The sequence below is a fragment of the Cupriavidus sp. 05T42 genome (assembly GCF_056396345.1).
The window spans coordinates 95089-108890 of record NZ_JBFTLH010000020.1 but is presented as its reverse complement, the minus strand read 5'-3'; the positions used below and the strand labels follow the sequence as shown (position 1 = coordinate 108890).

Below are 13802 nucleotides of genomic sequence, written 5' to 3'. Positions count from 1 at the left end.
GATTATGAAGAACAACCTGCGTTTCGTCAACAGGTCAGCGAAGTTTTTTTCGCTGCGGTCAGCGCTGGAAAACTCCTCAGCCCGACCACCCATCAACCCCGCAACCCTTGTCGCTGCTGCGTTTGCAGCGCGGTTTGTGTTGCGAGGGGGCGAATATTAAGGGAGCCAACGCAGGCTGGCAAGGGGTTTCGCAAAAGAATTTTCGGGCGCAGTAGAATCGCCCCATGACGACACCGCCTGACCTGATGACCTACGTGCCCGAACGCCTCGCGAGCCGCGACGCCGGCGCCCTCGATGCGCACGCGCTCGCCACCGCCCTCGCGCGGCCGATCGTATTCGTCGACCTGGAAACCACGGGCGCCGATGCCCAGCGTGACCGCATTACCGAGATCGGCGTGGTCGAAGTCGGCCCGGACGGCATCCAGGAATGGGACACGCTGCTGGACCCACAGGCCAGCATCCCGTCTTTCATCCAGGGCATGACCGGCATTACTGAAGAGATGGTGCGCGGCAAACCCACGTTCGAGTCGATTGCCGAGTCGCTGGCAGAGCGGCTGCAAGGCCGCCTCTTCGTGGCCCACAACGCGCGCTTCGACTACGGCTTCCTGAAGAATGCGTTCCGGCGCGCTGGCATCACCTTCCGCGCCGACGTGCTTTGCACCGTGCGACTGTCGCGCGCGCTGTTCCCGTCGGTGGAGCGCCATGGCCTGGACGCGCTGATCGCCCGCTTCGGCCTGACGCCCAAGGGCCGTCACCGCGCGCTGGCGGACGCCGAACTACTCTGGCAGTTCTGGCAGAAGCTCCATGGTCTCTATACCGTGGATCTGGTGGAATCGGCCGTCAAGTCGCTGGTGAAGCAGGCGAGCCTCCCGGCCGGCCTGTCCGAGACCGCGCTCGACGAGGTACCCGATCGTCCCGGCGTCTACCTGTTCTATGGCGACGAAGACGCGCCGCTCTACGTTGGCAAGAGCATTCACCTGCGTCAGCGCATCAAAAGCCATTTCTCGGGCGACCATCGCCATGAGAAGGAGATGCGCCTGGCGCGAGGCGTGCGGCGCGTGGCGTGGCACGAGACCGGCGGCGAAGTCGGCGCGCTGCTGATGGAGGCGCAGTTGGTCAAGTCACTGCAGCCGCTGCACAACCAGTTGCTGCGCCAGAACAGCGAACTGTTCTCGTGGGAGATCCCCGATGGCCTGCCCGTGCCGCGCCTGCGCTCGGACCGGCACGTGGATTTCAGCCGCCATGCCAATCTCTATGGCGCGTTCGGCAGCCGCGCCGCAGCCCAGGCCCGGCTGCGGGAGTTGGCGGAGGAACACACGCTCTGTCTGACCACGCTGATGCTCGAACMCACGCACCGGCGGGGCAACCCGTGTTTCGCGCGACAGTTGCATCGCTGCGCGGGCGCCTGCACGGGCGACGAATCGCGCGCGGCGCATCGGGAGCGGACGATGGCCGCCATCGCCACGCTGGCATTGCAGCCGTGGCCATTCGCCGGCGCGGTGGCGTGGCGGGAATCGGATCAGCCCCAACAGCCATGGCACGTGCTGGAGAACTGGTGCTATCTCGGGTCCGTGACGGACCTCGACGCGGCGGCTGCCCTGCTCGCCGCGCCGGCCCGGTTCGATGTCGATACCTACCAGATCCTCGCGCCGCGCCTGGACGCCCTGCGCGCCTCGGCGGTGCCGCTCGCGGCGTCCCGACCGTTTGCGCTGACGCCACCGGAGCCGCCGGCGCCCAGCCGCGCTCCGTCGATMAAACGCCCCGCCCGGACAACCGAGCGTTCATCGGATACACAAACCCTCACCCTGTTCGCCTKATCGGAGTCGGGATCCGGGTCGGCAGGCAATGTGCGGCGGCGCGCATAGTGGCGTTGCCAGCCGGGCGCCCGCTCGGCTAGTCTGCCGAGGAGGGTTCGCTACCTAGATGGAGCCGCCATGCCCGCGTTGCCCCGCCTTCCGTTTGCCGCCGCCGTGCTCTGCGCGGCCGGCGTGACCATTGGCTGCACCAGCGTCGATGGCGGCGCCATGCATCGGATCTTCGCATCCTGGCAGGGCGCGCCTGTMGAGCAGGTGCAGGCTCAGTGGGGGCCGCCGCAGTCCGTGCAGAGCACGCCGGCCGGCACCGCCTATATATGGGTCGACGAACTGCCGACGGCGCACCCGCCCGGCAGCGGCCCGCGCGATGCGCAGCTTGAGCCACCTGCCTCCACGGCACGATGTCAGCGCAAGCTGCTGGCCGCCGCCAACGGCAAGGTCACCGGCGGGGAGTGGAGCGGTAATGCCTGCTGCGTGCAGACGCTGGTCGGCCAGTGCGCAGGCCTGCCCCGCAAAACGTCCGGATCGTAAACCCCAATTTGACGCTGCGGTATACGAAACCATAATGTGCGGACATAGAACCGAATCCGAATTCGAATACGGAATCCGCCATGCAAGCATCCTTTCCGAGTGTKACGAATAGCACGTCTTCGTCCACAGCCTTCCCCCGCATCGATACCCCCTCGATTCTCCAGCCACCCCGCCAGCGCCGCGCCAAGGAAACGGAACAGGCGCTGCTGACCGCCGGCCGCGAGTTGCTCGCGCAGCGCKACTTCGCCTCCGTCTCGGTGGCGCAGATCGCGGCGGCCTGCCAGGTGTCCGTKGGCGCCTTCTACGGTCGCTTCCGCGACAAGATGGCGTTCTTCGACGCCCTGCGCACGCTCGTGATGGAAGAGACCGACGCCTCCGTTGCGCGCTACCTGAACGAAGGGCGCTGGGCCGAGACGCCGCCGCGCCAGATCGTCGAGAAGACGATGCGTTTCCTGCTGACCGGCTGCCACAACAACCGGGGCGTGATTCGCGCATCACTCAAGCACGCCACCACGCGCCCCGAGGAATGGCTGCCGCATCAGAAGAACGGCCAGGAAATCGTCGACCGGCTCGTGGCGCTGCTGGTGCCGCGCCTGCCCGGCCCGCCAGAAGAAGCCGAGCAGCGCGTGCGCTTTGCCATGCAGGTGGTCTTCGGCATGATCGTCAACGCGGTGCTGAACGACCCCGGCCCGCTCACGCTCGCCGATGAACGGCTACCCGTGGAACTCACGCGCATGGTGGCGAGCTACCTGGACCTCTGAGCGCCCCCCGCCCTACCGCCACACCTCGCTTCACCCCCAGTTCCCCCGCTTTTTCCGGACGGCCCCGCTCCCAATGGGGCCATCCGATCTCGCCGCAACATAGCGGCGCCGCCTGTTTTCAGGCCGGATATAACGTGGAGACAACACCATGAAGCATTCCATCGCGTCACGCAGGAGACTGGCCGCGCGCGTTGCCGGCGTCATGCTCGGGCTGGTTTCACTGGCCACGCATGCGCAGGGTGACTACCCGACCAAACCGATTCGCCTGATCGTGCCGTATCCCGCTGGTGGGCTGACCGACACGATGGCGCGCCAGGTGGCCGACGGGCTGTCCAAGCGCCTGGGCCAGACCGTGGTCGTGGAGAACAAGGGCGGCGCGGGCGGCATCATCGGCACGGATTTCGTCGCCAAGTCCGCCCCGGACGGCTACACGCTGCTGATGACGATTCCCGGGCCGATCACGTCCAACATCGCGCTATATAAGAAGCTGCCCTATGACCCGCGCACCGATCTGCGGCCACTCTCGGACATCGCCATGGCGCGCACCGTGCTGACGGTCAACCCGACGGTGCCCGCGAAGACCGTCAAGGAGCTGCTGGCCTACGCGCAGCAGTCGCCGGGCAAGCTGCGGATGGGCTCGTGGGGCCCCGGCACCTTGCCGCACACCATCCAGGCTTATATGGACAAGACCTACGGCGTGGATATCCTCCACGTGCCGTATCGCGGCGAAGGCCCGCTGGTCACCGACCTCCTCGCCGGGCAGGTCAACATGACGATCAGTTCCGTGACCACGCTGCGGCAGTACGTTGCCACCGGCAAGCTGCGGGCACTGGCAGTGTCCGGCACCACGCGCGCCCGCGGGATGCCCGATGTGCCGACGTTCGCCGAAGCGGGCTATGGCGATGAGGCGTACAAGATCGTCGGGCCGACCACGCTGATGGCGCCCGCCAAGACGCCCGAAGCCATCGTCGAGAAACTGGGCCGCGAGGTCGTGGCGCTGGTCAAGTCGCCCGAGTTCCAGGCGAAGATCGACGAGATGGGTCTCGAGCCCATCGGCAGCTCCCCGGCGGAAGCGCAGCGCGCCTACAAGGCCTACCTGCCGGTGATCCTGAAGCTGGCCGCCGACACCGGAGTGACGCTGGACTGACCCGGGCCGCCCTCTCCGCGCCGGACAATGCAGCGCGGAGATGGCCGGTATGAATTCCGGAGCAGCTTGCTTTGCGGGCGGGAGGCAGGCTTCTAGAATCCGTCTCACGATGATTTTCCGGCGCGAGACGCCCCCTTCCCATGGCAACGCTATTCCTGGTCCGTCACGGACAAGCCTCGTTCGGGGCCGCCAACTATGATTGCCTGTCCGACGTGGGCCGCCAGCAGGCGCGCTGGCTGGGCGAGTATTTCCGCGACCGGGGCGTCAGCTTCCGGCGCGTGGTGGCCGGCTCGCTGGTGCGCCAGCAGGACACGGCCACCGAGATCCTCGCCGGCATGGGGGCGACCGATACCGCCGTGGTGTCCCATCCCGGCCTCAATGAATACGATGGCGAGGCGCTGTATCGCAGTTTCACCAAGGGCGGCGATCATCGCGCCCATCAGAACGGCGACTACCAGGACTACTGGCGCACGTTCCGTGCGGCGTTCGCGGCCTGGACGCAGGACACGTTGACCGGCATGCCGGAGACCTGGACTGATTTCGGCGCGCGGATGCAGTCCGCGCTGACGCACGCCACCGAGGGCGCGGCGCGCGAGGATGCGCTGCTCGTGGTCAGCTCGGGCGGCGCCATCGGCCGCGCGGTGGCCGACCTGCTCGGCGCGCCGACGCAGACCGCCATTGAACTGAACCTGCAGTTCCGCAATACCGGTTTCTGCGAGCTGATCGTGGGACGCGGCACGCAGCGGCTGCTGAGCTTCAACAACGTGCCGCACCTCGAGCACGCCGAGYGCCGCAAGGCCATCACGTTCGCCTGAGGCGCCCGCCTCAGGCTACCGCCTCAGCGCTGCGACAGCGCGAGGCGCCCCGCCAGCGCGAGAAACACCGTGCCGGCAAACCAGTTCATCGCCCGCTGCACGCGGGCCGAGCGCATCAGCACACGGCCAAACACGCCCGAGAACCACGCAATCGCGCCGAAGACCAGCAGCGTGGCGAGGATGAACACGAAGCCGAGCACCATCAGCTGCAGCGCCACGTGCCCGCGCTCGGCCACGACGAACTGCGGCAGGAAGGCCAGGAAGAAGATCACGACCTTCGGATTGGTGAGGTTCATCACCACGCCGCGCCAGTACATGCGGCGGGGCGGATTGGCATCGGCATGTTGCGGTGACATCTCCCCCACCGGTGCGCGGAACGCCTGCCACGCCAGCCAGACCAGATAGAGCGCCCCGGCGACCTTGAGGACCGTAAAGGCCATCGCCGATGCCGCCAGCAGCGCGGCCAGCCCCACCGCCACCACCGCCGTGTGCACGAGCAGTCCGGTGCAGAGCCCAAGCACCACGGTCAGCCCGGCGCGCGTGCCATGCATGGCCGACTGGAGCAGCACGAAGATGTTGTCGGGGCCGGGCGCCAGGCTCAGCAGGACGGCAATCCCGAGGAATGTCAGCAGGGTGTCGATCGACGGCATCGGTGTTCTCCGTGCATTGAGAGCGCCATGGTAGCGGAACACCGCGCGGCGCGTGGGGCCTGACTATCCATCCACATCCTCGATCAATTCATCCAAACAATCAATTTATCAGCTTAATCGGTCACTCCTACACTGCTTTMACTTCGACAGCGGTGCGCACGAACGGGCGGCGACCGCGCGGGGCAATCCCATCCTTGAGGGCTGCCGCGCAAGCAATCCCGAACGACAACGAGGAGACAGACGATGCAAGCACGTGCACCGATGCGGCACGCGGTAGCGCTCGCCCTGACGGGCGCCATGGCCATGTTGACGGCCTGCGGTGGCAGCGACGACAACAACGGCGGCGGGAGCAGTGGCGGCGGTGGTGGCGGTGGCACGCCCCAGACGCATGCGCCCACGCAGACGCTCAAGATCACCGGCACGCAGGACTTCGCGGGCAGCTACGGCAGCGTGGGCCAGTACGAGCAACTGACGGGCACCCTCAGCGGCGAGGTCGACCCGAAAGACCCGAAGAACGCCATCATCCAGGACCTGGCGCTGGCGCCCGTCAACGCGAACGGCATGGTCGAGTACTCGGCCGACTTCGTCATGCTCAAGCCCAAGGACATGAGCAAGGCCAGCGGCGTGCTGCGCTACGACGCGCCCAATCGCGGCAATATCCTGACCATGGTCAACCCCGCCGCGAGCCCGAGCGATGCCGTCTACCTGGAGCGCGGCTACGTGCTGCTGTACTCGGCCTGGCAGGGCGATGTACCGAAATCGAGCCCGGCACGGCTGACCGTGACGGTGCCGGTGGCGAAGAATGCCGATGGCACCGCGATCACCGGCACCTATCGGACCGAACTGGTGCCGGGCGCGGCCGCGCCGGCGATGACGCTGCCCGGCGGCGTATTCAACGGCACGATGATCCCCTACGCGCCGGCCAGCCTCGACAACACCCAGCCCGGCTACTCGCTGACGCGGCGCGTCAATGAGACCGATGCGCGCGTGGCAATTCCCGCCAGCGACTGGAAATTCGCCACGTGCGACGCCAGCGCCAACGCGTTCCCCGGCAAGCCCGACCCGGCCAGCATCTGCCTGCGCGGCGGCTTCGATCCGAAGTACCTCTATGAACTCGTGTACGTGGCGAAGGACCCGAAGGTGATGGGCGTGGGGCTGGCCGCGCTGCGGGACACCGTGAGCTTCTTCCGCAGCAAGGCCGCGGACGGCGCCGGCACGCCGAACCCGGTGGCGGGTCGCATCACCCACACGCTGGGCCAGGGGACGTCGCAGTCCGGCAATGCGATGAAAACCTTCCTGCACCTGGGCTTCAACCAGGCGCTCGACGGCTCGAAGGTCTTCGACGGCATCTACGCCCACGTGGCGGCCCGCCAGACCAACATCAACACGCGCTTCGCCGTGCCGGGCGGCGGTGGCGGCCTGCGTACCGACCACTCGGCGTTCGGCCAGACCGCGCCGCGCGGCCTCGACAAGGACTACGTGGACGATATCTCGGGCACCAAGGGCGGCGTGATGGCGCGCTGCTCGGCGTCGAACACCTGCCCGAAGTTCTTCCTCGGCCTGTCCGGCACCGAGTTCTGGCAGTTGCAGGGCTCGCCGGTGCTGACCGACGCCAACGGCTTCGCCGACCTGAAGCAGCCGGACAACGCCCGTATCTATTACTACACGGGCGCCCAGCACGGCGGGGCGGGCGGCACGGCCAGCATCAGCTTCGCGCCCACCCGTAATGTCTACCCGGCCGGCACGGTGATCCAGCACAACGACACCTTCCGTGCGCTGTTCATCGATCTCGAGGACTGGGTCGTGCGCGGCACCACGCCGCCTGCCAGCCAGGTGCCGGCGCTGGCCGATGGCTCGCTGGTGCGCCCAGCCGACGTGGCCTTCCCCGTCATGAAGGGCGTGACGTGGGCCGTGAGCGGCGTGCAGACGGCGGTGCCTGACTTCCAGTACCTGGCGCGCTACAACGGCTATCCGTTGCTCGACTTCGGCCCGCAGTACCGGCGCGAGGACGAGTCCGGGATCGCCACGGAGCTGCCGCCGGCGTACCTGAACCGCGACTACGCGATCCTCGTGCCGCAGGTGGACCCCTCGACGGGCATCCCCAAGGCGGGCATCCACAGCGTGGAGGCGCGCGCGCCGCTGGGCACCAGCGTCGAGTTCAACTATGTCGCCACGCCGGGCATCGTGGATCTGTCCAACCTGACCGGGTCCTTCCTCCCCTTCCACAAGACCGAGGCGGCGCGCGTCTCGGCCGGTGACGGACGGCCCTCGCTCGAGTCGCTGTACACGGACCAGGCCGGCTATGTGGCCGCGGTGACGGCGGCAGCCAACGACCTCGTGACGCAGCGGTTCCTGTTGCAACGCGATGCGGACGCGATCATCGCGCGGGCGGTGGCCCAGCCAGTGCTGCCCTGACGTCCACAAAAGAAAAGGCGCCGTGCGAGAGGCACGGCGCCTTTTTCTCCAACAATCGGGCATCAACCATCAGCCGCGGGCGCCATCCAGGAACGGATCGAAGCTGCGGGCGCCATCGGTGAAGGTGTCGTGCGTGCGGAAGCCATATCCATATTGGTCTGCCGGCACGCCGGTGCGGAACTGGTAGCCATACTGATCGGCGGGCACGGTGCCAGCCTGGGCGGCGCCGACGGTGGCCAGCGAAACGATCAGGGAAGCGGCGATCTTGAGGGCGGTGGTCTTGGTCATGATTTCTCTCCGGTATGTCATTAAGTGAATTTGAATGTCTTTTGGGCGGTGACTTCGTTTGCTTTGGCTCGTGTTCGCCGTCCATGGGTTGAATATTAGACCTTCGATGTGACCGATACGGGGATGAAGTTCCAATCAGTCATTCAGTTTTTTTGAATTTCCGTCGATCCCGTCCGGCCGGCCCGATAGCGCATCGGCGCGGGCGATGCGCTACAGTGGCGCGATCCTGTCTTTTCGCCCCCCCATGCGGCCGAAGGCTCTTGCCGCTGCGCCCCTTTCATGCCCCGTATCCCGCATCGTCCTGACTGGCTGGCCTGGCTTTGCTTCGTGCTTGTTGCGTGCATGCTGCCGCTGGCTGCCCATGCCGTCGGCGGCCCGCTGGCCGCGCTCGCGCTGAGTCAGAAGAAGGCGGCCCCGCCGCCGGCCTCGGCACCCGCACCCGCAGCCGCGCCCGCCAGCGCGGCGCTCGCCCAGTCGCTGGATCAAGTCATTTCCACGCTGCAGAACGACGTCGAGCGCCAGAATCTGGTTAGCCAGTTGCAGGCACTGCGGCGCGGCGTGGCGGCGGGCGGCGCCTCGGCCCCCGCTGCGGCCTCGGACGTGGCGGCAACGGCCGCATCCGCGCCTTCGCCCTCGCCCGGGCTGATCGGCGCCGTTGCCAAKGCCCTCGAGGAAATCGACAAGGCCCCGCGCAAGGACCACGGCGCGTGGCACTACTGGGGCTGGCGCATCCAGTTCGCCGGGGAGGAATGGCGCGAGGCGCTGACGGTCCGCGACACCCGCCCGGCGTTCATGTCCGTGCGCGAGTTCGCCACCATCCTCGCCGGCTGGGCGCTGACCGGCTGGCTGCTTTGGGAGCTGTCGCGGCGCATCCACCGGAATCGCCTGCGGCCCGCGCAGCCGGCCCACCTGCCCTCCGTGCCGTCGTGGATGGATGTCGGCATCTATTTTCTGCGCCGGATCGGGCCGTGGGTCGTGGCATTCGCGATGACCGTGCTGCTCGCGTACAAGGTCTACGGCCGTACGCCGGCCAGCATGGGCGGCGTGATGGTGGCGTATGCGATCGTGGCCGGCGCGATCATGTCTGCCACGTGCCAGGTGATCTTCGCGCTGTTCCACTCCGCGCACCGATCAAACGCCATACGAGACCTGCTCAAGCACTCGCCATGGCTGCTCTTCGTGACCGGCGCGCTCGCCGCGCTGGGCGAGGCCAGTACCGACCCCCGCATCGTGACCGCGCTGGGCGTCAATCTCGCCGCGCTCGTCGGCACCCTCGCCAACATCCTCGCCGCCATCCTGATTGCCGTCTTTGCGGTGCGTTTCCGCCGCCCCGTCGGCCAGTTGATCTCGCTGCGCCCGCTGGCATTCCGGCAGGCCCACCCGGCCATCGTGGACCTGCTGCGCCTGGCCGGGCATGCCTGGTATCTGCCGATGCTGGCCGTGGTGCTGTCCTCCGTGGTCGGCACCATCATGGCTACCGGGCATGCCGACGAGTTCCTGCGCCGCGCCGTGGTCACGGTGGCGCTGTTCGTGGCGGCGCTGCTGCTGACGCTMGTGGCGGGCCGCTMGCCCAAGGCCACGGTCCGCGCGCCGCGCCTGCGGGACCGCCGGCGCTCGGCCTATATCCAGCGTTTTGCCCGCTTCGGCATCGCGCTGGTGCGCGTCATCATCTGGATGGCGTTCGTCGAACTGGTGGCGCGCGTCTGGAATTCGTCGATCATCCGCCTGGCCGACTCGACCACGCTGGGCCGGCACATCACCGAATCGATCCTCAGCGTGGTCGGCGTGGTGCTGCTGGCGTGGCTGGTCTGGCTGCTGATCGACACCGCCATTACCCAGACGCTGACGCCGGGCCACGGGCGCGGCCAGCAGCCGAGCCTGCGCGCCAAGACCATCCTGCCGCTGGTGCGCAACGCGTCGTTCGTGGGGCTGCTGGTCATTGCGATGATCGCGGTGCTGGCCAATCTCGGCGTCAATGTCACGCCGCTGCTGGCGGGCGCCGGGGTGGTCGGCCTGGCCATCGGCTTCGGCGCCCAGAGCCTGGTGCAGGACCTGATTACCGGCCTGTTCATCGTGATCGAGGATTCGATTGCCATTGGCGATTCGATCGAGCTACCCGACCACGCCGGCGTGGTGGAAGGCATGACCATCCGCACGGTGAAGCTGCGCGACGGCAAGGGCGCCCTGCACACGCTGCCGTACAGCCAGATCAAGGCGGTGAAGAACCTGTCGCGCGGCTATGCGTTCGCCGTGTTCAGCATCGCGGTGGGCTATGAGAGCGACATCGACCGCGCCACCGAGGTGATCCGGGCGACCGGCGCCGAACTGGCCCGCGACCACCGCTACAGCCGCAACCTGCTCTCGGGGCTGGATATCCTGGGGCTCGACCGCTTCGACCCCAACGGCATCGTCGTGCTGGCGCAGTTCAAGACCAGGCCGCTGATGCAGGCCGAGATCACGCGGGGCTTCAACATGCGGCTGAAGCGAAATTTCGACGAAGCCGGCATCCGCATGGCCGCGCCACAACTGACCGTGCGCGTGGATGGCGGGGGGATCAGCCTGGACAGCGCCGGCGGCAAGCCTGGCGCGGAGGCCACCCCGCCGGGCGTCGGACTCGTCACGCGGACTGCCGGGAAATCGGCCTAATGCCCCCCGGTTGTGCAGCATTGTCCCCAGCCGTCACAAAGTTGTCGCTTTTGTGCAATGCAAAGCCGGAACATTCGCCAGGAATGCTTCAAATAACAGGGGCCGCGCATTACTATCACGCGAGCCCGCGCCAGATTGGCCGGGACCGCGCCCTTGCCGGCTCCCTCCCAAGGCGGGATGGCCCGATACAAGGCTTGTGCGGGATCATCGTCGTGACGGCCGGCCAACCCCCGGCCGGCAGTATCCAAACATAAAACAGGGGACCACGCCTCGCCGCAGTGGTCCTGAGGAAAAGGCGTTTGCCACCGGGGGAAATGAAAATGGGCGAACACCCGTCTGCCGACGATGTCTTCCATCGTCTGGTCGATAGCATCTATGAATCCGCCATGGACGTGGCGGCCATGCCAGAGGCGCTCGACCTCTTTTCCCGCTACACCTGCACCGGCAGCCCGCGCTACCTGATCTGGGACAAGCTCGCAGGCCAGGCACGCCTGGGCGTGACGCCGAACGGCTGCTACACCAGCGTCGGCACCATGCCGGACAGCATGCGCGCCCTCCCGGGACACTTCGCCAGCGCAGACGCCGTACCGGCATCGGTCGCCATGGCATCCGGTGCCGACACCCAACTGCTGACAAAACCCGTGGCGGCCGGCGGCGGCTATGACTGCATGGGCCTCGCCCGGGGCGTGCGGCTCTTCGACACCTCCGAAGTCTGCGTGCTGATGAGCGCCACACCCGGCGGCTGCGATGACTTCATGCCCGCCGACCACCGCGAGCGCCGCCTGGCGCAGGTAATGCCCCACTGGGCTCGCGCCGCCCGCATGCAGCACCGCAATTTCGAGCTGAGCGGCCTGGCTTCGCTGGGACTGGCCGGCCTCGATACCCTCGACTTCGGCGTGATGGTGCTCCAGGCGGACATGCGCGTGCGCTACGCCAACAGCTGGGCCGAATCGCTGGTACAGGCCGACGCCAACCTGGCGCTCGACAACGGCCTGCTGCGCGCGCGGCCGGAATCCCTGCAAGGCGTGCTGCGCGACCTGCTCCAGGCCGCCGTCCATGGCGGCCGCAACGGCGGCGCCGCGGCGGGATCCTGGATGCACATCACGTCGGGCGGCCAGCCCGTGCCGATCATCGTCATGCCGCTGGTCTCGCGCCAGCCGGTCGAAGGCCCGTGGCAACTGCCGGCGGCCATGATGCTGCTGGGCAATTCCGAGTCCCGCTCGGTGCTGGACGCCGCCGTGCTGACGTCGCTGTTCGGCCTGTCGAAGAAGGAAAGCATCATCGCCATCCGCCTCGCCGCCGGCGAGACGCTGAACGAGATCGCCGAGCGCGAGTTCCTGTCGCCCCACACCGTGCGCGTGCATATCCGCGACACGCTGCGCAAGACCGGCACGCACCGCCAGTCGGAACTGGTGCGGCTGCTGCACCTGCTGCCGGGCGTGGATCTGGACCGGGCCGGGGCGTCGTCGACAGCCCGGCCGAGGGCGGCCAAGCTGCGATAACTCCCTCGCGCATCAGGCATCGGCGGTGTCTTCCCGCAGCCGTGGCGCAAGCCACGGCGTCAGCACCAGCAGCGCCACCGATGCGGCAACCAGCACCCCATAGGATGCCTGGAAATGCCCCGTCACGTCGCGCAGGAAGCCAAAGACAAACGGTCCAAGCGCGGCAACAAGGTAGCCCACGAACAGCATGAAGGCGGTCCATTGGCTCGCTTCATGATGGGACGTGGTGTTGTCCAGGGGCAGCGTCATGGCCAAGGCGAAGCAGACGCCCTGGCCCAGGGCGAGCGCCACCACCGGCATCACCCCGAACATGCCCGGCGACCACCAAAGCACGCCGGCGCCCCCTATCGAGAGCAGAGCCGCCCAGGCCAGCCAGCCGCGACGGTCCAATGACTTGCCGGTGACATAGCCCGACAGGAAGCTGCTGATCGCGATCATTGCGGCGAACAAGCCCAGATTGACACCCGCGCTCAGCGCGTTGATCTGCAATTCCCGGCTGCTCTCCCCTACCCAGGCGAAGCAGGCGTAGCAGATGAACTGACCGATCCCGAAATACATGGCAATCAGCCAGGCCCGCCCCGAGCGCCATGGCGCACGGCTGACCGCGGCTTCCACACGGGCAGCGTGCGACTTCGACGGAAATGCCGATGTCAGGCGGCGCCAGCTCACAATGGCGAGGACGCAGACCACGGCCCAGATGCCGGCGCCCAGCCGCCAGCCGCCACCGGCGTGGGCGATGACCTCGCTACCCACCGCCGCCAACGTTGCCCCGATACCGAGCCCGGCGGCATAGATGCCCATGAAGAACGCGGCCTCGCCGGAGAAATGGCTCTTGATCCAGCCGCCGAGGAGCGGCCCGGAAATCGCGACCCCAATCCCAACCAGCAGCGTGGCGAACAACAGGCTGCCGGGCGATCCGGCGAATGCCCGCAGGGCCAACGCCACGCCCAACAACGCAAGCGAGAACAGCACCACCCGGTCGCCGCCGAAGCGGCGGCCGATTGCCGGCACGAAGATCGCGCAGATACCCATGCACAGGTCAGGAATGGCGGTCAGCAGCGCCGCCTCCGCGTGTTTCATGCCGAATTCCGACTGAATGGCATGCACCAGCGGCCCCATCGACACAATGCCCGGTCTCAGCGACAGCGCCATGATGAACAGGCCAAGTCCAGCAAACAGCCTGAGCGATCGGTCTTCCTGCGTGGTAGCAACCAACACTGGCTTCTCCTGGTT

General features: G+C 67.4%; 11 protein-coding genes. 8 read left to right on the top strand and 3 right to left on the bottom strand.

The features are described 5' to 3' along the window. Positions 1 to 224: 224 nt before the first annotated feature. The 5 genes from AC1EJR_RS22615 (at position 225) to AC1EJR_RS22595 (ending at position 5068) form a co-directional block, all read left to right on the top strand. The gene (locus AC1EJR_RS22615) at positions 225 to 1865 is read left to right on the top strand and encodes an exonuclease domain-containing protein (protein ID WP_477147580.1); all 1641 of its coding nucleotides are present in this window, start codon (positions 225 to 227) and stop codon (positions 1863 to 1865) included. A 69-nt stretch (positions 1866 to 1934) separates the two neighbouring features. Continuing rightward, positions 1935 to 2345 (top strand): hypothetical protein, encoded by a 411-nt coding sequence (locus AC1EJR_RS22610; protein ID WP_092293353.1) that lies wholly within the window; start codon positions 1935 to 1937, stop codon positions 2343 to 2345. An 80-nt stretch (positions 2346 to 2425) separates the two neighbouring features. After that, a complete protein-coding gene (locus AC1EJR_RS22605) occupies positions 2426 to 3106 on the top strand; it encodes a TetR/AcrR family transcriptional regulator (protein WP_477147579.1) in 681 nt (226 codons plus the stop codon). A gap of 148 nt (positions 3107 to 3254) precedes the next feature. Next, positions 3255 to 4253, top strand: coding sequence for a Bug family tripartite tricarboxylate transporter substrate binding protein (locus tag AC1EJR_RS22600; protein WP_441593678.1), 999 nt, complete (start codon positions 3255 to 3257; stop codon positions 4251 to 4253). A 140-nt stretch (positions 4254 to 4393) separates the two neighbouring features. After that, complete coding sequence (locus AC1EJR_RS22595) at positions 4394 to 5068, top strand: histidine phosphatase family protein (RefSeq protein WP_477147578.1); 675 nt, start codon at positions 4394 to 4396, stop codon at positions 5066 to 5068. Between the two features lie 23 nt (positions 5069 to 5091). On the opposite strand, the gene AC1EJR_RS22590 is transcribed toward AC1EJR_RS22595, so the two are convergent. Further along, positions 5092 to 5718 (bottom strand): LysE family translocator, encoded by a 627-nt coding sequence (locus AC1EJR_RS22590; RefSeq protein WP_092293361.1) that lies wholly within the window; start codon positions 5716 to 5718, stop codon positions 5092 to 5094. 243 nt (positions 5719 to 5961) lie between these two features. Here AC1EJR_RS22590 and AC1EJR_RS22585 point away from each other — a divergent pair, with 243 nt between their 5' ends. After that, positions 5962 to 8133 carry an alpha/beta hydrolase domain-containing protein gene (locus AC1EJR_RS22585; protein WP_477113737.1) on the top strand — a complete coding sequence of 724 codons (2172 nt, stop codon included), beginning with the start codon at positions 5962 to 5964 and terminating at the stop codon, positions 8131 to 8133. Positions 8134 to 8202: 69 nt separating this feature from the next. Here the strand turns inward: AC1EJR_RS22585 and AC1EJR_RS22580 are convergent, their stop codons facing one another. Continuing rightward, positions 8203 to 8421: a hypothetical protein gene (locus AC1EJR_RS22580; protein ID WP_092293365.1), complete on the bottom strand. Its 219-nt coding sequence runs from the start codon at positions 8419 to 8421 to the stop codon at positions 8203 to 8205. A 279-nt stretch (positions 8422 to 8700) separates the two neighbouring features. Here AC1EJR_RS22580 and AC1EJR_RS22575 point away from each other — a divergent pair, with 279 nt between their 5' ends. Together AC1EJR_RS22575 and AC1EJR_RS22570 are read left to right on the top strand one after the other, a co-directional pair. Then, the gene (locus AC1EJR_RS22575; protein ID WP_477147577.1) at positions 8701 to 11067 is read left to right on the top strand and encodes a mechanosensitive ion channel family protein; all 2367 of its coding nucleotides are present in this window, start codon (positions 8701 to 8703) and stop codon (positions 11065 to 11067) included. A 320-nt stretch (positions 11068 to 11387) separates the two neighbouring features. Then, entirely contained in the window at positions 11388 to 12569 is a 1182-nt protein-coding gene (locus tag AC1EJR_RS22570) for a helix-turn-helix transcriptional regulator (RefSeq protein WP_092294323.1), read from the top strand. A gap of 12 nt (positions 12570 to 12581) precedes the next feature. Here AC1EJR_RS22570 and AC1EJR_RS22565 read toward each other — a convergent pair whose 3' ends face one another. Then, positions 12582 to 13787, bottom strand: coding sequence for an MFS transporter (locus AC1EJR_RS22565; protein ID WP_477113736.1), 1206 nt, complete (start codon positions 13785 to 13787; stop codon positions 12582 to 12584). Positions 13788 to 13802: the final 15 nt, after the last annotated feature.

Excerpts from the sequence above, each read along its gene's own strand:
- AC1EJR_RS22600 (WP_441593678.1), top strand. The coding sequence starts at position 3,255 with ATGAAGCATTCCATCGCGTCACGCAGGAGACTGGCCGCGCGCGTTGCC.
- AC1EJR_RS22590 (WP_092293361.1), bottom strand. The coding sequence starts at position 5,718 with ATGCCGTCGATCGACACCCTGCTGACATTCCTCGGGATTGCCGTCCTG.
- AC1EJR_RS22585 (WP_477113737.1), top strand. The coding sequence starts at position 5,962 with ATGCAAGCACGTGCACCGATGCGGCACGCGGTAGCGCTCGCCCTGACG.
- AC1EJR_RS22580 (WP_092293365.1), bottom strand. The coding sequence starts at position 8,421 with ATGACCAAGACCACCGCCCTCAAGATCGCCGCTTCCCTGATCGTTTCG.
- AC1EJR_RS22570 (WP_092294323.1), top strand. The coding sequence starts at position 11,388 with ATGGGCGAACACCCGTCTGCCGACGATGTCTTCCATCGTCTGGTCGAT.